The sequence below is a fragment of the Agrobacterium sp. SORGH_AS 787 genome (assembly GCF_030819035.1).
GTDB classification, from domain to species: domain Bacteria; phylum Pseudomonadota; class Alphaproteobacteria; order Rhizobiales; family Rhizobiaceae; genus Agrobacterium; species Agrobacterium larrymoorei_B.
Genome location: NZ_JAUTBG010000002.1, coordinates 333,866 through 351,408, shown reverse-complemented (window position 1 = coordinate 351,408; position 17,543 = coordinate 333,866). Strand labels below are relative to the sequence as shown.

The 17,543-nt window shown below is 59.1% G+C and carries 22 protein-coding genes; 20 read left to right on the top strand and 2 right to left on the bottom strand.

Translation table 11 applies throughout. From position 1 onward, the window contains the following. Nucleotides 1-256: 256 nt before the first annotated feature. From QE435_RS11210 to QE435_RS11195, 4 genes are all read left to right on the top strand, one after another. The gene (locus QE435_RS11210; RefSeq protein ID WP_349042843.1) at nucleotides 257-1,519 is read left to right on the top strand and encodes a hemolysin family protein; all 1,263 of its coding nucleotides are present in this window, start codon (nucleotides 257-259) and stop codon (nucleotides 1,517-1,519) included. Continuing rightward, a complete protein-coding gene (locus QE435_RS11205; protein ID WP_349041414.1) occupies nucleotides 1,519-2,115 on the top strand; it encodes a 5-formyltetrahydrofolate cyclo-ligase in 597 nt (198 codons plus the stop codon). Before QE435_RS11210 ends, QE435_RS11205 begins: the two co-directional genes overlap by 1 nt. Beyond that, entirely contained in the window at nucleotides 2,112-2,936 is an 825-nt protein-coding gene (locus QE435_RS11200; RefSeq protein WP_306934145.1) for a TIGR00282 family metallophosphoesterase, read from the top strand. Before QE435_RS11205 ends, QE435_RS11200 begins: the two co-directional genes overlap by 4 nt. 338 nt (nucleotides 2,937-3,274) lie before the next feature. After that, on the top strand, nucleotides 3,275-4,081 hold the full coding sequence (locus QE435_RS11195; protein ID WP_349042842.1) for an MBL fold metallo-hydrolase: 807 nt from the start codon (nucleotides 3,275-3,277) through the stop codon (nucleotides 4,079-4,081). A 100-nt stretch (nucleotides 4,082-4,181) separates the two neighbouring features. On the opposite strand, the gene QE435_RS11190 is transcribed toward QE435_RS11195, so the two are convergent. Beyond that, a complete protein-coding gene (locus QE435_RS11190) occupies nucleotides 4,182-4,685 on the bottom strand; it encodes a pyridoxamine 5'-phosphate oxidase family protein (RefSeq protein ID WP_306934141.1) in 504 nt (167 codons plus the stop codon). A 308-nt stretch (nucleotides 4,686-4,993) separates the two neighbouring features. Between QE435_RS11190 and QE435_RS11185 the strand changes: the two genes are divergently transcribed. Then, nucleotides 4,994-5,740: a YebC/PmpR family DNA-binding transcriptional regulator gene (locus QE435_RS11185; RefSeq protein ID WP_306934139.1), complete on the top strand. Its 747-nt coding sequence runs from the start codon at nucleotides 4,994-4,996 to the stop codon at nucleotides 5,738-5,740. Between the two features lie 204 nt (nucleotides 5,741-5,944). Here the strand turns inward: QE435_RS11185 and QE435_RS11180 are convergent, their stop codons facing one another. Beyond that, the gene (locus tag QE435_RS11180) at nucleotides 5,945-6,946 is read right to left on the bottom strand and encodes an LLM class flavin-dependent oxidoreductase (RefSeq protein WP_349041413.1); all 1,002 of its coding nucleotides are present in this window, start codon (nucleotides 6,944-6,946) and stop codon (nucleotides 5,945-5,947) included. Nucleotides 6,947-7,159: 213 nt separating this feature from the next. On the opposite strand from QE435_RS11180, the gene ruvC reads away from it, so the two are divergent. The 15 genes from ruvC (at nucleotide 7,160) to tolB (ending at nucleotide 17,456) form a co-directional block, all read left to right on the top strand. Then, nucleotides 7,160-7,672: a crossover junction endodeoxyribonuclease RuvC gene (ruvC, locus tag QE435_RS11175; RefSeq protein ID WP_306934135.1), complete on the top strand. Its 513-nt coding sequence runs from the start codon at nucleotides 7,160-7,162 to the stop codon at nucleotides 7,670-7,672. 51 nt (nucleotides 7,673-7,723) lie between these two features. Continuing rightward, complete coding sequence (ruvA, locus tag QE435_RS11170) at nucleotides 7,724-8,341, top strand: Holliday junction branch migration protein RuvA (protein ID WP_349041412.1); 618 nt, start codon at nucleotides 7,724-7,726, stop codon at nucleotides 8,339-8,341. A gap of 53 nt (nucleotides 8,342-8,394) precedes the next feature. Beyond that, complete coding sequence (locus QE435_RS11165) at nucleotides 8,395-8,655, top strand: AbrB/MazE/SpoVT family DNA-binding domain-containing protein (protein WP_112358519.1); 261 nt, start codon at nucleotides 8,395-8,397, stop codon at nucleotides 8,653-8,655. Continuing rightward, nucleotides 8,652-9,050 (top strand): type II toxin-antitoxin system VapC family toxin, encoded by a 399-nt coding sequence (locus QE435_RS11160; RefSeq protein WP_349041411.1) that lies wholly within the window; start codon nucleotides 8,652-8,654, stop codon nucleotides 9,048-9,050. The genes QE435_RS11165 and QE435_RS11160 overlap by 4 nt, the downstream gene beginning before the upstream one ends. Next, nucleotides 9,047-10,087 carry a Holliday junction branch migration DNA helicase RuvB gene (ruvB, locus tag QE435_RS11155; RefSeq protein WP_349041410.1) on the top strand — a complete coding sequence of 347 codons (1,041 nt, stop codon included), beginning with the start codon at nucleotides 9,047-9,049 and terminating at the stop codon, nucleotides 10,085-10,087. Before QE435_RS11160 ends, ruvB begins: the two co-directional genes overlap by 4 nt. 2 nt (nucleotides 10,088-10,089) lie before the next feature. Beyond that, on the top strand, nucleotides 10,090-10,983 hold the full coding sequence (locus tag QE435_RS11150) for a metallophosphoesterase (protein ID WP_349041409.1): 894 nt from the start codon (nucleotides 10,090-10,092) through the stop codon (nucleotides 10,981-10,983). 54 nt (nucleotides 10,984-11,037) lie between these two features. Beyond that, entirely contained in the window at nucleotides 11,038-11,256 is a 219-nt protein-coding gene (locus QE435_RS11145; protein WP_306934124.1) for a DUF2945 domain-containing protein, read from the top strand. Between the two features lie 88 nt (nucleotides 11,257-11,344). Continuing rightward, the gene (locus tag QE435_RS11140; protein WP_349041408.1) at nucleotides 11,345-11,911 is read left to right on the top strand and encodes a DinB family protein; all 567 of its coding nucleotides are present in this window, start codon (nucleotides 11,345-11,347) and stop codon (nucleotides 11,909-11,911) included. A 15-nt stretch (nucleotides 11,912-11,926) separates the two neighbouring features. Next, nucleotides 11,927-12,439 (top strand): NUDIX hydrolase, encoded by a 513-nt coding sequence (locus QE435_RS11135; protein ID WP_349041407.1) that lies wholly within the window; start codon nucleotides 11,927-11,929, stop codon nucleotides 12,437-12,439. Continuing rightward, complete coding sequence (locus QE435_RS11130; RefSeq protein WP_349041406.1) at nucleotides 12,436-12,939, top strand: NUDIX domain-containing protein; 504 nt, start codon at nucleotides 12,436-12,438, stop codon at nucleotides 12,937-12,939. Before QE435_RS11135 ends, QE435_RS11130 begins: the two co-directional genes overlap by 4 nt. Nucleotides 12,940-12,950: 11 nt before the next feature. Next, nucleotides 12,951-13,391 (top strand): tol-pal system-associated acyl-CoA thioesterase, encoded by a 441-nt coding sequence (gene ybgC, locus QE435_RS11125; RefSeq protein WP_349041405.1) that lies wholly within the window; start codon nucleotides 12,951-12,953, stop codon nucleotides 13,389-13,391. A gap of 265 nt (nucleotides 13,392-13,656) precedes the next feature. Next, nucleotides 13,657-14,376, top strand: a complete 720-nt coding sequence (tolQ, locus tag QE435_RS11120) for a protein TolQ (protein ID WP_306934117.1) — start codon at nucleotides 13,657-13,659, stop codon at nucleotides 14,374-14,376. 34 nt (nucleotides 14,377-14,410) lie between these two features. Beyond that, nucleotides 14,411-14,872, top strand: a complete 462-nt coding sequence (gene tolR, locus QE435_RS11115; RefSeq protein ID WP_062427953.1) for a protein TolR — start codon at nucleotides 14,411-14,413, stop codon at nucleotides 14,870-14,872. An 8-nt stretch (nucleotides 14,873-14,880) separates the two neighbouring features. Further along, nucleotides 14,881-16,065 carry a hypothetical protein gene (locus tag QE435_RS11110; protein ID WP_309771638.1) on the top strand — a complete coding sequence of 395 codons (1,185 nt, stop codon included), beginning with the start codon at nucleotides 14,881-14,883 and terminating at the stop codon, nucleotides 16,063-16,065. A gap of 77 nt (nucleotides 16,066-16,142) precedes the next feature. Next, a complete protein-coding gene (gene tolB / locus QE435_RS11105; RefSeq protein ID WP_349041404.1) occupies nucleotides 16,143-17,456 on the top strand; it encodes a Tol-Pal system beta propeller repeat protein TolB in 1,314 nt (437 codons plus the stop codon). Nucleotides 17,457-17,543 lie beyond the last annotated feature (87 nt).

Below are 17,543 nucleotides of genomic sequence, written 5' to 3'. Positions count from 1 at the left end.
TTTCGCCACCTTTGTGGCGTGGCAACAAACCATCGGTTTTAAATTGCGTCCTTTTGCCTCGCACGTGACGCCCACGATTATTTTATTCGGTTTACGATGAAAGCTCTGCCATGGCACGATCTTGTCATTGCATTGGTGGAACAATTCTTTATTATTCGGATTGGTATGTCCGTTCAGCCTGTCCTAAAGGCGAATGCGGTTGCAACCGCGACGTGCCGTTCAACAGCCCAAAGAGCTAAACTTGTTTACTGAAATTATGATCGTGGTCCTGCTCACCGTATTGAACGGGGTGCTCGCCATGTCCGAGCTTGCTGTCGTCTCTTCCAGACCGGCGAGACTTAAAGTGCTGGCCGCGCAAGGCAGCAAGGGCGCGAAGATGGCGCTCAATCTTTCTGAAAATCCCGGACGGTTTTTGTCCACTGTGCAGATCGGCATTACGCTGGTCGGCGTTCTCTCCGGTGCCTTTTCCGGCGCCACACTCGGTGCCCGCTTCACGCTTTGGCTTGCCGAACAGGGCGTGCCGGACCGTGCCGCCGATGCGATTGGCGTCGGTGTCGTGGTCGTGGCCATTACCTATCTTTCGCTGATCGTCGGCGAACTTGTGCCCAAGCAGATCGCGCTGCGCGACGCTGAGAAGGTTGCAGCCCGCGTGGCACCGGCCATGGTGTTCCTGTCGAAGATCGGTGCGCCGGTCGTCTGGCTTCTCGACAAGTCGGGCAAGATCGTGCTGGCCCTGCTTGGCCACAGCGGTGAATCGAGCGCTTCCGTCACCGATGACGAAATCCGCACGGTTCTGGCCGAAGCGCATAGTGCCGGCGTGATCGAAACCGAAGAATCGGCGATGATCACCGGCGTCATGCGCCTTGCCGACCGTAACGCCCGCGGCCTGATGACGCCGCGCCGTGACGTCGAGGTCGTGGATATCGAAGACACGGCTGAGGAAATCCGCGAGCAGCTTCGCGGCACCCAGCGTTCGCGCCTGCCGGTGCGCAACGGGGCTTCGGATGAGATCCTCGGCGTTCTCTTCGCCAAGGATGCCTTCGATGCGCTGGCGTCCGGTAAGGAGCTCAACATTCGCGAGTTGCTGCGTGAAGTGCCGGTTGTCTCCGACCTCACCAGCGCGGTCGACGTAATCCAGTCTCTGCGCCGTTCCACGGTGCATATGGTCCTCGTCTATGACGAATATGGCCATTTCGAAGGCATCATCAGCTCCGGCGACATTCTGGAGGCCATTACCGGCGCCTTTCAGGAGGACGATGGTGAAGAGCCTGCCATGGTGGAGCGCGAGGATGGCAGCTTCCTGGTGGCGGGCTGGATGGCGGCCGATGAGTTTGCCGATCGCATGGGCTTCCAGATTGATGAGGATGCCGAATTCGAAACCGTCGCCGGTCTGGTGCTGGATGAGTTCCGTCGCCTGCCGGAACTGGGCGAGCACATAACGCGCAACGGCTGGCGCTTCGAGGTCATCGATCTCGATGGCCATCGCATCGACAAGGTCCTGGTCAGCCGGGCTGCCTGATGAAGGAAGCCGGTTCTCTGACAAAAGCGCAATTGCGTATCGAGCGTCTCGCCCTGCGGGACGCTCTTTCCGTTGAAGAACGCCAGGCAAAAAGCCTTGCCATGGCTGAGAAGGGCGCGGACGCTTTGTCCTTCGCTTCCGGCACGGTGATTTCCGGCTTCATGCCGATCCGCTCCGAAGCCGATACCCGGCCGCTGATGGAAGCCCTTCGCGACAAGGGCGCCACGCTTTGCCTGCCGGTGATGCTCGACCGCGAGACCATCGTCTTTCGCGCATTCACCCGCGGCACGGGACTGGTTAAGACCGGTTTCGGCACCAAGGGGCCGGATGAGAACGCTGCCGTGCTCGACCCGCAAATCCTGCTCGTTCCGCTGTCTGCCTTCGATGGCAAAGGACAGAGGATCGGCTATGGGGCCGGGCATTATGACCGGGCTATCGCCCGCCTGCACGCAAAAGGGCTGGAACCCTTGCTGATAGGCATTGCATTCGACTGCCAGGAAGTGCCATCAGTGCCGGCGGAAGCGCATGACGTTGCGCTGGACGCAATTTTGACCGAAAGCGGCTTGCGGCATTTTTCTGGCAGGGCAGGGGCATGAGACTACTTTTTCTCGGAGATATGGTGGGCAAGACCGGACGCACGGCCGTCTGGGAAAAATTGCCGGGGCTGATCTCCGACCTGAAACTGGATTTCGTCATCGTCAATGGCGAGAACGCCGCTGGCGGCTTCGGAATTACCGAAGAAATCTATCTGGAAACGATCAATGCCGGCGCGGACGTCGTCACCACCGGCAACCATGTCTGGGACCAGAAAGAGGCCGTCTCCTTCTGCGAGCGCCACGACCAGTTCCTGCGTCCGGCCAATTACCCGAAGGGCACGCCCGGCAAGGGTTCCGGCCTGTTCTATGCCCGCAATGGCGCGCGTGTGCTGGTCGCCAACATCATGGGCCGCGTCTTCATGCATCCTGAGCTGGACGATCCCTTCAGCTCGGCGGAGAACATCTTGGCGGCCTGCCCGCTGAAGGAGCAGGCGGATGCGATCATCTTCGATTTTCATGCGGAAGCGACCAGCGAGAAGCAGTGCTTCGGCCATTTCGTCGATGGCCGCGCCAGCTTCGTCGTCGGCACCCATACGCATGTGCCGACTGCGGATGCACAGATCCTGAACGGCGGAACGGCCTATATGTCGGATGCGGGCATGTGCGGCGATTACGATTCCTCGCTCGGCATGGAAAAGGAAGAGCCGATCAATCGGTTTATCTCGAAAATGCCGAAGGGTCGCTTTGAGGCGGCCAGTGGCCCGGCGACGCTGTGCGGCGTTGGGGTTGAGATTTCCGATAGCACCGGCTTGGCGGAGAAGATCGCGCCTTTGCGGATCGGGCCGAGACTGGCGGAGACTGTTCCGGCGTTTTGGGCGTGATTTTTTGGTGGGGTTCGCGGTTGTGGTGCTAACCCCCCTCTGCCCTGCCGGACATCTCCCCTTCAAGGGGGAGATCGATTTGTGGCGCTCGCTCGTATATCTTCCATGTTGCGGATGAAGCGGGGAGCCCTCGTATAGCCAATCTCCCCCCTTGAGGGGGAGATGCCCGGCTGGGCAGAGGGGGTAAAGCCCCACCCACCAATGCCAGATGACAACAATGTGAGCGCCCCCCAGCGCTTACGCCTAGACGAACCCCTATCCTTGCCGCATCTTTTCCTCCATTCGCCTTTCCGGGGAGTGGTGCCATGCCTCGCATGTTCATGCCTGCATTGATCGCCATGCTGTTCAGCGCCGCTTCCGTAGCCGCGCAGGAGCCTCCCCATCGACCTCCCGTCAGCCAGTGCCAGGCGATTGCGCAGGCGCTTCCCCGCGTCACTTTCGCGAGCTTCAAGCCGTCAGACGTGAAAAAGGCGCAGCTCAGCGAACGGGAAGAGGTGAAGATCCAGTATATCGGGCATTCCACCTACACCATCGAGTCGCCCGGGGGCGTGGTGATTGCGACTGATTACAACGGGGTCTACCGCCCGCCTGTCATGCCCACCGTGGCGACGATGAACAATGCGCACACCACGCATTACACGCTCTCGCCGGAGCCTGAGATCAAATATGTGCTGCATGGCTGGAGCGATGTTCCGGGCGAAAAGGCCGTGCATAAGCTGGAAGTGGGCGACGTCTATATCCGCAATGTCACCTCGGATATCCGCAATCGCTGGGGTGGCGGTGGCCTGCTGACGAAGGACGGCAATTCGATCTTCATTTTCGAGGTCGCGGGCCTTTGCATCGGCCATCTCGGACACCTGCATTATGAGCTGACGGAAACGCAATATGCGGAGATTGGTAGGCTGGATGTGCTGATGGTGCCGGTGGATGGTGGGTTAACGATGGGCGCCGACAGCATGAGCCGGATCGTCAAACGGTTACGCTCCGCGCTCATCCTGCCCATGCACCAGCCGAGCGCCCTTGAGCGGTTTCTCGTCGCCTTCGGCCCGCAGTTCAAAATCGCCTATGCCAGCGATCCGGTCATCCGCGTTTCGATGCGCAATCTTCCCAAGCAGCCGCAGATCCTCGTGCCGCAAGGGATGTGACAATTGCGCGTGGGCAATTTTTGAGACCCTTCATTTTCAACGCGAAAGCGCCGCGCATCTCAGGGATGCGCGGCGCTCGCAGATCAATAAAAGACTAAGGTCAGGCAAAGGCCAGGTGCTGACGAACGCCGACATCCGGCATCTTTTCGTCGGACATGTTGGCCTTGGCGATTTCCCAGCCAAACTTCAGCGTGCTGTCGGTGGAGGCCCAGATATCGGCATCGTCCACATGGAGGGCCAGCATGACGAGCTGCGGGTCGCTCTTGCCGTGCTCGTACCAGGCGGCGGTCACGGAGTTCCAATATTCGTCGAGCTTGGCCTTGTCGTCGCGCACTTCGAGTTTGCCGGACAGGCAGGCGTGGTAATCATGATCCTTGCCGATAACGCAGAAATGCGCACGCGAGCCGGACTTCAGCGACTGAACAAGGTCGGTATCCTTCTTGGAGAAGAACCAGATGGTGTTGGTCTTCGGGTCCGCATGCGGTGCCATGGGCTGCATGTGGCTGTGTAGACCTTCCAGACCCAACATGCCTGCATGGACGGAGTTGATCTCGTCCCAAAGCTGACGGGCGGGTTGTTCGCGTGCTTCAGTCAGACTTACCATTCAGTGATCTCCTTCCGGTTCCTGTTCCTGTCGGCGACGATCTGATTGCGATCGCGCCATCTGTGATCAGAACGGCGGGAGAGGATTTCCGTTCCTTTGAACGCCACAGCATCGGCCCGAAAATCGGAATCGATTTTCGGAAAGCACGATGCGTAGATTGAAAGAAGATAGAGCGTCCTTTGTGCGTCTAAAAAGACGCACGGCGCTCTATGATCTGGATGTGAGAAGAAAGGCCTACGGGCTTGAACAGCCGCGCCATCGCACTTATAAGGCCCCCAATCCAAACAAACGATCCGATCAGGGGTGCCATGGCTGGCCATTCACAGTTCAAGAACATCATGCATCGCAAGGGGAAACAGGATTCGATCCGTTCGAAGATGTTCTCCAAGCTTGCTCGTGAAATCACCGTTGCAGCCAAGTCCGGTCTTCCGGACCCGACCATGAATGCTGCTCTTCGCCTGGCCGTGCAGAACGCCAAGGCGCAGTCCATGCCGAAGGACAATATCGACCGCGCCATCAAGAAGGCGTCGGGCGCGGATGCGGAAAACTATGATTCCGTTCGCTACGAAGGTTATGGCCCGGGCGGCACGGCGGTCATCGTCGAAGCGCTGACGGATAACCGCAACCGCACGGCTTCCAACATTCGCTCGATCTTCACCAAGGCTGGCGGTGCGCTGGGTGAAACCGGTTCGGTTTCCTTCTCCTTCGACCGGGTTGGCGAAATCACCTACAAGGCATCCGTTGGCGATGCCGACAAGGTCATGGAAGCGGCGATCGAAGCCGGTGCCGAAGACGTGGAAAGCGGTGAAGACGGCCACACGATCATCTGCGGTTTCGAAGATATCAACGAAGTGTCCAAGGCGCTCGAAGCTACGCTCGGCGAAGCCGACAGCGTCAAGGCCGTCTGGCGTCCGCAGAACACCGTTCCGGTGGACGAGGAAAAGGCCCAGTCGCTGATGAAGCTCATCGACAACCTCGAAGACGATGACGACGTGCAGAACGTCTATTCGAACTTCGAAGTGTCTGAAGAGGTTATGGCGAAGCTGTCTGCCTGATATCGGTTTCGACCATTCCGCGACGTCATCCTCGCCCTTGAGGCGAGGATCTAACCCGCTCGTGACGCGCCGAAAATATGGATCCTCGCCTCAAGGGCGAGGATGACGGTGGAGAGGGGCACGAGCCTGCTCCATCGACCTGATGATGAAGCAGAGACAAACGGTCGCTTCTATCAAGGCAAGGACGGGATTGTATCCTGGCCTCTACGCCGCCTTCCTCACGCCATTGCGCACGTCTGCAAAAATCTCGACCGAACGCAGCCGCTTGTTGATATCGTGGATCGGCATGGAGACGATCAATTCGTCTGCGCCGGTCTCGCCCAGGAACTGCTGGAGTTTGTTCTCGATAGTCGCGTGTGAGCCGACAGCGGCATAGCGCAGCGTGTGCTCGACGGTGATGCGCTCCATGTCGTTCCAGTAGCCGTCCATGCTCTCCACCGGACGCGGGAAGGGCGTGCGGACGTTCTTGCGCAGATTGACGAATTGCTGCTGGGCCGAGGTGAAGAGATGGCGTGCTTCTTCGTCCGTATCCGCGCCGACGCCCATGATGCCCACCATGACATGCGGTTCCGCTAGCGTCGCAGACGGCTGAAAGCGCTCGCGATAAATGGCGATCGCATCCATGAGCATGTCCGGGGCGAAGTGCGAGGCAAAGGAATAGGGCAGGCCAAGCGCTGCGGCCAGATGCGCGCTATAGATGCTGGAGCCCAAAAGCCAGATCGGCACGTTGGAATTGACACCCGGAACGGCGAGGATCGCCTGATCCGGTTCCGGCGCGCCGAGGTAGCGCTGAAGCTCGACAATGTCATGCGGGAAGTTTTCGGCACCGGCATCGAGATTGCGGCGGAGCGCACGCGCGGTGCGCATATCCGTACCTGGGGCGCGGCCAAGGCCAAGATCGACACGGCCCGGCAGAAGCGCTGCCAGCGTGCCGAACTGTTCGGCAATGACGAGCGGAGAATGGTTCGGCAGCATGATGCCGCCGGACCCGACGCGGATGCGCGAGGTCGCCGCACCTACATGGGCGATAACGATCGATGTGGCGGCGCTGGCAATACCCGGCATGCCGTGATGCTCGGCAAGCCAGAAACGCTCATAGCCGTGTTCTTCCGCCTTGATCGCCATCCGGCGGGAATTGTCGAGCGCCTGGCTTGCGTTCTCCCCATCGCCAATCGGCGACAGATCGAGAATGGAAAAGGGAATCATGGCATGCTCCTTACGGCATTTCTTTATAAGGGAATGTAATGTGCAGCGCGGCATTTGCGATAGTCGTCGCAGCGAATTGATTCATGGTTCAAAAAAACTGACGGCCCCCGAAGGGATGGCGATCCGCATACGGGACGTATTTTCCCGTTGAATGTTTTTGTTTTGTTCACTTATGGCTGGCAGGTTTCAAGGCCACAGGATAGGGTTTGAGACATGCAGAACGCGATTCGAATTATCGGCATTGATCCGGGGCTGAGGCGCACGGGCTGGGGCATCATCGAGACGATCGGCAACAGCCTGCGTTTCGTGGCGTCCGGCACCGTCACGTCGGATGGCGACATGGATCTCGCCTCCCGTCTTTGCCAATTGCACGACGGGCTGGCGGATGTCGTTCATTCCTATCAGCCGGATGAGGCGGCTGTGGAGCAGACCTTCGTCAACAAGGATGCGGTGGCGACCCTGAAACTTGGCCAGGCGCGCGGCATTGCCATGCTCGTTCCCGCCCGCGCCGGTCTCCACGTGTCCGAATACGCGCCGAATGCAGTGAAGAAGGCGGTCATCGGCGTCGGTCATGGCGAAAAGCAGCAGATCCACATGATGCTGAAGATCCTGATGCCGAAGGCCGAGTTCAAGGGCAACGACGCCGCCGATGCGCTGGCGATTGCCATCTGCCATGCCCATAACCGCGGGGGCGACCGCATGCGTCGGCTCCTTGCTGCGGGCTAAGCGGGTTAACTTCGGCTTCTCACCTCTCTCTCAAATGTTACGGACGCGACGATGATCGGCAAACTCAAAGGCACCATAGAGGAAATCGGCGACGACTATGTTCTCGTTGATGTTCATGGCGTTTGCTATGTGGCGCATTGTTCGGCGCGGACGCTGTCCAGGCTGGGTTCGGTCGGCGAGGCCGTGGTGCTGTTCATCGAGACCTATGTACGCGAGGATCAGTTGAAGCTCTTCGGCTTCATGAGTGCGCTGGAGCGCGAGTGGTTCAACCTGTTGCAGAGCGTGCAGGGTGTGGGCTCCAAAGTGGCGCTTGCGGTTCTCTCCACCCTCTCGCCGTCCGAACTCGCAAACGCCATCGCACTGCAGGACAAGGCTGTTGTCTCCCGCGCGCCGGGCGTTGGCCCGAAGGTTGCGATCCGCATCATCACCGAATTGCGCAACAAGGCCCCTGTTTTTGCCGGAGAGGCGGCAGGTGCCATCGGTCTCAAGCAGGAGATCGGCGAAGGCGCGGCACCCGCACCTGTGGCCGATGCCGTCTCGGCTTTGACCAATCTCGGTTACTCCCGCGACCAGGCCGCCAATGCGGTGGCTGCCGCTTTGAAGAATGGTGGTGAGGGTGGCGATAGCGCCAAGCTGATTAGGCTGGGTTTGAAGGAGCTTGCTCGGTAATCCTTGCCATCTACCTTATTCCTTACTATTATCAAAAAGTAAGGAGATGGCTTATGAACGTGTTCTATGGAACGATGACCTCAAAGGGGCAAACGACGGTGCCAGCGGAAGTTCGTGAGTTGCTGAACCTGAAATCCGGCGACAAGCTCCGCTATGTCGTCAAGAACGGTACTGTCATCCTCAAGGCCAAGAACAAGAAAGCTGCCGATCTGGCAGGTGTTCTCTTCAGGTCTGATATTGATCCTCTCGCAATCGAAGACATAGACGACATCGTCAGTGATGCTGTCGTCAATCAGTCAGCAGAGCGACAATGATCGGTATCGATACCAATGTTCTGCTGAGATTGGTGCTGAAGGATGACGAGGTTCAGTCAGGGCAGGCTGTGACACTGTTTGAGCGGCTGTCGTCCGAAAGTCCGGGCTTTATCAATACGACCGTTCTGATGGAGTTCATCTGGACAGCGCGTCGGCACGCGAAGATGACGAAGACTGAGCTCAAGATGATTTTGTCCGGCCTGCTCGATTCTGACAATATCGTCCTTCAGGACGAAGATGTCATCGAGCTCGTTCTGGATGAGATGGACAGATCATCCGAAGAGTTCACCGACATTTTCATTGCTTTTAAAAACCGCACGACTGGATGTAGCCAGACGATGACTTTCGATAGGGGCGCTGCAACCAAGGTACCCGGAATGGAACTTTTGACATGAGTGAGGCTGCACGGCTGATTTCTTCTGAGAAGCGCGGCGAGGATATCGACACCACGCTGCGCCCGCAGACGCTGGATGATTTTACCGGCCAGGCGGAGGCGCGCGCCAATCTGAAGATTTTCATCGAGGCGGCGAAGAACCGCGGCGAGGCGCTGGACCATGTGCTCTTCGTCGGTCCGCCCGGCCTCGGCAAGACGACGCTGGCGCAGATCATGGCCAAGGAGCTTGGGGTGAACTTCAAGTCCACCTCCGGTCCGGTCATCGCCAAGGCGGGCGATCTGGCGGCGTTGCTGACCAACCTCGAAGAGCGCGATGTGCTGTTCATCGATGAAATCCACCGCCTCAATCCGGCCGTCGAGGAAATCCTCTATCCGGCCATGGAAGATTTTCAGCTTGATCTGATTATCGGCGAGGGGCCCGCGGCGCGGTCTGTGAAGATCGATCTGTCGAAGTTTACCCTCGTTGCCGCCACCACGCGCCTTGGTCTCCTGACCACGCCGTTGCGCGATCGTTTCGGCATTCCGGTGCGGCTTTCCTTCTATACGGTGGATGAGCTGGAACTGATCGTGCGGCGTGGTGCGCGCCTGATGGGCCTGCCGATGACGGATGAGGGTGCGCGGGAAATCGCCCGTCGCGCCCGCGGGACGCCACGTATTGCCGGGCGCCTGTTGCGCCGCGTGCGCGACTTTGCTGAAGTTGCGCGTGCCGAGGCGGTGACGCGGGAGATTGCCGACGAAGCGCTGACCCGGCTTCTGGTCGACAATATGGGTCTCGACCAGTTGGACATGCGCTATCTGACGATGATCGCGATGAATTTCGGCGGCGGGCCTGTGGGTATCGAAACCATCGCAGCAGGTCTTTCAGAGCCCCGCGATGCCATCGAAGACATCATCGAGCCCTATATGATCCAGCAGGGATTTATCCAGAGAACGCCACGTGGCCGTATTTTGACCGCGACGGCGTGGAAGCATCTCGGTATGCAGCCGCCTAAGGATCTGGAAGCGGCGCAATTCCGCCTTTCTCTCGAGGACGAATAAATTTGATCACGCGCCGTGCGCTTCTTAAAATGGCTGCGACCGCAAGCGCGGCGTTCTTTTCTCTTGGCGCCTATGCAGGCGGGGTCGAGCCCATGCTGCGTCTTACCACGACGCGCTACCGGATCACCCCACCCAATTGGCCGGAAGGGCAAAACCTGCGCATCATCGTCCTCGCCGATGTCCATGCTTGCGAACCGTGGATGTCACCGGAGCGGATTGCGCGCATCTCCAACTACGCCAATACGCTTGGCGGCGATATTATGCTGCTCCTCGGTGACTACGTCACTGGCATGCAACACTTCATCACCGATATCGTCCCCCCACAGGAATGGGCGCAGGCGCTTTCGGGTTTGACGGCACCCTATGGCGTTCATGCCGTCTGCGGCAATCACGATTGGGCACAGGACCCTGAGGCGCAGAGGTTACGGCTGAAGGAAACGATATCTCACAGGGCGCTGCGTGCTGTCGGTATTACGGTTCATTCCAATACTGCGATCCGAACGGGAAGCGAGGAGCATCCCTTCTGGATTGCCGGACTTGAAGATCAGTGGGCCTATCGTGAGCGCGGCGAGACGGTCGGCCTTGACGATCTCCCTAGTGCGCTGGCGCAGATCACCGACAATGCGCCGATCATTATGATGGCGCATGAGCCGGACATTTTTCCAATGGTGCCGGATCGTGTGTCGCTGACCTTGTCGGGTCACACTCATGGTGGACAGGTCAACCTCTTCGGCTGGAGGCCTGTCGTTCCGTCCATCTTCGGCGAGCGCTATGCCTATGGTCACAAGGTGGAGAACAATCGCCACCTCGTTGTGTCGGGAGGGCTTGGCTGTTCGGGCGCGCCGATCCGCTTCATGTCGCCACCGGAAATCGTTGTGATCGATCTCGTCGGCTGACGGAACCAGACTACCGCTGCCGCGCTTTCCCGTTCTTTCAATGGGAGAAGCTGCATGACGACATATCGCAAAGGCACCAAGGTGAGCTGGAAGTGGGGCAACGGCAAGGGCGAGGGCAAGGTGGCCGAGAGCTTTACCGACGATGTCGAGCGCAAGATCGACGGCTCGACGATCAAGCGGAAGGCAAGCAAGGATGAGCCTGCCTATCTGATCGAGCAGGAAGATGGCGGCAAAGTTCTGAAGAGCCATTCGGAGCTTGATAAGGCGAGTTGAACCGGCAGGTCGCCGTCGCTCGTCAAATGGACGCTCGATAGGCTGATCGCGTCGGGCTTCATGACTTATGTGCGAGAGGAATGGCGAGATGACCTATGATCCGACGCGGGTGTTCAAAAAGCTGGCGCGTAACAACAGACTGGCTAATTTTCGTCTTCACCAGACCTGTCTTCAATTGACCGATGAGGAGTTGGTGGCACCACGCACCAGCTTCTTTCCGACGATCCGTGAAACGCTCAACCATATTTACCTGGTGGATGTGTTCTATCTCGATGCGATGAAGGGCGGATCCCTGGGGCATAGTGTTTTCGGTGAGAGCGAGCCCTATAGGGAGATGGCGGCGCTTGCAGAGGCGCAAGCAGCACTCGACATGGATTTGATTGCTTTCGTCGACGGTCTCGACGCGGCAGGACTTGCTGCTACGGTTCATGTTCATCGGGGTCATCGGGTGCAGGAAGATCGTTGCGACGATATTCTCTCGCATCTCCTCCAGCACCAGACGCATCATCGCGGCCAAGTCCATGCGATGCTGTCCGGCACGCGCCTCAAGCCGCCACAGCTTGATGAATTTATCGTCGGAGACGATGCGCCTGTTCGCAAAACGGAATTACAGGCATTAGGATGGACGGAAACTGATTTGATGTTTCCTGTTTAATCCTTTGGACGCCTGATGGTCGAAGACACCCGCATTCGTATGAAATTCAAGCCGAAGCGCATTTTCCAGATGCGCGTCGCCGGTATCGCCTTTCGCAACGGCCATGTGCTGGTGCATCGCGCCACCCATGAAAAATTCTGGACCTTTCCCGGCGGACGGGCGGAAATGGGCGAGCGATCGGAAGAGACGCTGGCGCGCGAAATGGTGGAAGAACTGGGGGCCGAGGTTTCGGTTGGGCGGCTGCTCTGGGTGGTCGAGAACTTCTTCCATTACGAGGGCAGGGACTGGCACGAGCTTGGCTTCTACTACCTGATGGAGCTACCCGAAAACTTTCCCTTCGATGAGCAAAAGATTGTCCATCGTGTTCAGGATGGAAAGAATGCGCTGGAATTTCGCTGGGCCAAGGCGACGACGGAGGCATTGACCGCGCTCGACATCCCGCCCTATTTCATCGCCGCAGAGATCGAAAATCTGCCCGCCTCCACGCGTCACGTGGTCTGGGACGACGGCAATCTGGACGACAAATGAGCACTTCTCAACCGCGCCACATGATCCGGCTGGACCACAAGCCGCAGCTCTTCAGCTTTCGCGTGGCAGCCCTGATCTTCCATGAAGCCTATCTTCTGGTGAACCGGAGTGTGGTCGATCGTTACTGGGCGCTGCCGGGTGGTCGCGCCGAAATCGGGGAAAGCACCGAAGAGACGATTCTGCGCGAAATTGAGGAAGAACTGCATGTGAAGGCGAGTATCGAGCGTCTTGTCTGGTCTGCGGAAAACTTCTTTGCTTACGGCGACTACCAGGCGCATGAGATGGCCTTCTATTATCAGGTCCGGTTGGAAGAAGCTTTTCCGTTTCATGAGAATGATATCATCCACCGCGTTGCCGACGGGGGCGAGGTGGAGTTCCGCTGGTTGCCTGCAACGGTCAAGGCCTTGCGCGAGAACGATCTGCGTCCGGCCTTCATTGCCGACAGTATCGAGACGCTGCCGCAGCGCCATGAGCATGTGATCGTGCGCGAAGGCAAATAATAGGACAGACAATGACTGACATCACCGTTTCCCTTTCCGGCGAGTTGATCGAGCACGGCCACAGGCTGGTGCAGCGGGTCTATTACGAGGACACGGATTTTTCCGGCCTTGTCTATCATGCGCGCTATCTGCACTTCCTCGAGCGCGGCCGCACAGATTATCTGCGCTGCCTTGGCTGCGAGCAGAGCGCGCTCCTGACGGCCGATGAGGAAGGGCTGGTCTTCGTGGTTCACCGCATGGAGATCGACTTCAAGACGCCAGCGCGGATGGACGATGTGCTGACCATCACCACCGTCACCGAGAAGGCGGGTGGGGCAAAGATGGTGCTGAACCAGGAGATCCGACGGGGCGAGACGCTGCTGGTTGCGGCCAAAGTGATCATTGCCGTGATCAACGGCAAGGGAAGACCAAGACGTCTGCCGGAGACCGTTGCCGAGAAGTTTTTGAAGTAAACCCGAAGGCGGGACAGAAAACCCGCCCGCGGCCCGATGTTTCGTAACACTCCCTTAACCATAATGTAGTCTTACTAAAACGCCCGGTATTTGTGGGCTATGCGCCTTCCTTTTACCAAATTTAGCGGCGAATAAGGCGTACTGGCACTTATCGGGGCAAAGGCGACGGGCTGGCGGAGTTTCAACCCCGAGGCTTAACGCATCAATGCGTGTTTGAATCGCCCGGTCATGCACCGGGCGTTTGGATTCGGGGATTGGAATATTTATGGAACAGGCAGGTTTGGCAGCGGCAACGCATGATGTGAGTCTTTGGGCACTGTTCATGCAGGCCGGATTCATCGTCAAGCTGGTGATGATCGGCCTCCTGGCCGCCTCGGTTTGGACATGGGCCATCGTCATCGACAAATATATGAGCTTCACCAAGGCGCGGCGCCAGTTCGACCAGTTCGAGCAGGTGTTCTGGTCGGGCCAGTCGCTTGAAGAGCTGTACCGCACACTGGCCGAACGCCAGAATGGCGGCCTTGCGGCGATCTTCGTGGCTGCCATGCGCGAATGGAAGAAGTCTTTCGAGCGTGGCGCGCGGTCTCCCATCGGTCTGCAGATGCGTATCGACCGGGCGATGGATGTGACGATGGCGCGCGAGAGCGAGCAGTTCGAAGCCCGCCTCGCTTCGCTGGCAACGATCGGCTCTGCCGGTCCGTTCATCGGTCTCTTCGGTACGGTCGTCGGCATCATGACCTCGTTCCAGGCGATTGCCGGCTCGAAGTCCACCAACCTTGCGGTCGTGGCGCCCGGTATTGCCGAAGCGCTTCTGGCAACGGCAATCGGCCTTGTGGCCGCTATTCCGGCCGTTATGGCCTACAACAAGTTCATGGGCGACGCGCACAAGCTTTCCTCGCGCATGGAAGGTTTTGCCGACGAGTTTTCCGCGATCCTGTCTCGCCAGATCGACGAGAAGCTGCAGACGCGTCAGGCCGCGCAGTAAAACGCAACGCCGAAAGCCAGTGGAGTAAAACGCGATGGGTATGTCAGCAGGCGGTAGCGGTGGTGGTTCGGGCGGTCGTCGCGGCCGTGGACGCGGTCGCCGTGGCGGCGGTGCGATCAGCGAGATCAACGTGACGCCACTCGTGGACGTCATGCTCGTGCTGCTCATCATCTTCATGGTGGCAGCACCGATGATGACGGTCGGCGTTCCGGTCGATCTGCCGCAGACCTCTGCCTCGGCGCTGAACTCGGAAACGCAGCCGATCACCATTTCGGTCAATGCCAATGGCCAGATCCATTTGCAGGAAACGCCGATCGAAGCGGCGGAAGTGGCGGACAAGCTGAAGGCGATCGCCACCACCGGATACAATGAACGCGTCTTCGTGCGCGCCGATTCCGTCGCCGCTTACGGTGTTGTCGCGGACGTCATGGCGCGTATACAGGGTGCAGGCTTCAAGAATATCGGCCTCGTAACACAACAGAAACAGGACAATTGACCTCGGCGATGAAGGGCAGCCTCACCACATCTGCGATCGTGCACGCCTCGCTGCTGGCCTTTGCCCTTGTGTCCTTGGGCTCGCCTGCACCGCTTGAGGTGTCTCAGGCCGAGTCGATGCCTGTCGAACTCGTGTCCGTCGAGGAAATGACGCAGATCCAGCAGGGTGACAAGAAAGCGCCGAAGGCGGAGAAATCTGCCCCCGTTCCGACGACGCGTCCTGACACTGTGCCCAACGCACAGAATATCGGCAACAACAGTGCCGACCTCGATGCGCCGCCAACGCCGACCGAAAAGCCAAACAACAATGTCAGCGCTGCCGCTCCGCCAAAGCAGGAGCATCCGGCACCGGTGGTCGATACCAATCCGAACGACGTCAAGGACATCGTGAAGGAAGAGACCGCACCGAAGCCGCAGGAAATGGCAGCCCTTCCCCAGCCAAAGCCGGAGATCGCGACGCCGCCGAAGCCTGCCGAGCCGCCGCCAGCCGAGCAGAAAGCTCAGGAGCCGCCGCCGCAGAGCCAGGAACCAGCGGAAATTGCCGTGCCGCAGAATGTGCCGCGCCCGAATGCACGTCCGCAGCCGCCCGAGCAGAAGCCCGAGCCGCCAAAGCCCGAGGCGCAAAAGCCGGCTGAGCAGAAGCCCGCGGAAAAGCCGACCGAAAAGAAGACCGACCAGGCAAAAGCCAACGAAAAGCCTTCCGACAAGAAGGTCTCTGATCGCAAGCAGGAAACGGCGAAGGCTGCAGCAACGCAGCAGAGCGAGTTCAACGCCGACGAGATTTCCGCCCTTCTCAACAAGCAGGCACCATCCGGCGGCGGGGCGAAGCGCTCCACGCAGACTGCGGCCCTTGGCGGGAAGAAGACGATTGGCACGGGCTTGAGCGCCAGCGAGATGGATGCTCTTCGCGGACAGATCTCCAAGAACTGGTCGATGGTCGCCGGCCTGACCGACGTTGCGCAGGTGGTCGTTGAAGTCCGCGTGCATCTCGACCGGTCGGGTGAGATCGTCGGCCAGCTTGAGGTTTCGGCGACAGGCGGCCCTGACGGGACGCGCCGTGCGGTGGAAGGCAGCGCAAGACGCGCCGTCACCCGGTCTGCGCCCTTTACCAATCTCCCACCGGATAAGTACGACGGTGAAAAAGGATGGAACACCTTGTTGTTGACGTTCACGCCGGAAGACTTCGGTGTCTAAGCCGCCGCTTCGGGCGCCAGGCATCCGTATTCCAATCGATGTGCAATTTATGAAAAAAAGCTGAAAGGCTTGTCTCGATGATCAAGTTCTCTTTCCTTCGCGCGATGATGGTGGCCTCCGGCCTCATCCTGTCGTTCGTTGCGATCACTCCGGCCAACGCGGAAGTTCGGCTCAATATCACCAAGGGCAATGTGCAGCCGCTGCCGATTGCGATTACCGATTTCATGTCGGGTGACGGCATCGGCGCGCAGGTTTCCGCTGTGGTTGCCGCGGACTTGCAGCGCTCAGGCCTTTTTGCGCCGATCAACAAGAGCGCCTTCATCGAAAAGATCAGCAATCCGGACCAGCCGCCGCGCTTTGAAGACTGGAAGGTCATCAACGCTCAGGCATTGGTTACGGGCCGGGTAACGAAGGAGGCCGATGGCCGTCTTCGTGCCGAGTTCCGTCTGTGGGACACCTTTGCCGGCCAGCAGATGATGGGCCAGCAGTTCTTCACCCAGCCGGAAAACTGGCGCCGTGTCGCGCATATCATCGCTGACGCCATCTATGAGCGTATCACCGGCGAGAAGGGTTACTTTGACACCCGCGTCGTTTTCGTTTCCGAAAGCGGTCCGAAGCAGCAGCGCAAGCGCCAGCTGTCGATCATGGATCAGGACGGCTTCAACGTTCGCAACCTGACCAACACCAACGACCTCGTGCTGACGCCACGCTTCTCGCCGAACCGTCAGGAAGTCACCTACATGTCGTTCGAGGGCAACCAGCCGCGCGTCTATCTGCTGCAACTGGAAACCGGACAGCGCGAAGTCGTCGGTAACTTCCCGGGCATGACCTTCTCCCCGCGCTTCTCGCCGGATGGTCAGAAGGTGATCATGAGCCTTCAGCAGGAAGGCAATGCCAATATCTACACGATGGATCTGCGCTCGCGCACCACGACACGGCTGACGAATACCGGTGCGATCGACACCGCACCGTCCTATTCGCCGGATGGCCAGCGCATCGCTTTTGAAAGCGACCGCGGCGGACGCCAGCAGATCTATGTGATGAATGCCGACGGTTCCGGCCAGACGCGTATTTCCTTCGGCGACGGTTCCTACTCCACGCCGGTCTGGTCTCCGCGCGGCGATCTGATTGCCTTTACCAAGCAGTCGGGCGGCAAGTTCTCCATCGGCGTGATGAGGCCGGATGGTTCGGGCGAGCGCATTCTGACGTCCGGCTTCCACAATGAAGGACCGACCTGGGCGCCGAATGGTCGCGTGCTGATGTTCTTCCGCCAGAATGCCGGTGCCGGTGGCCCGCAGCTCTATTCCATCGATCTGACGGGGTATAACGAGCAGATGGTCAAGACCCCGACCTATGCCTCGGACCCGGCCTGGTCGCCGCTGCTTGACTGATAATTCCGGGCGCAGCGTCCCAAACCGGGGCGTTGCGGCGGTTTTGTGGAGAATGCCGGGAATGCGCCTCTTTCTTGCCGCAAAGTG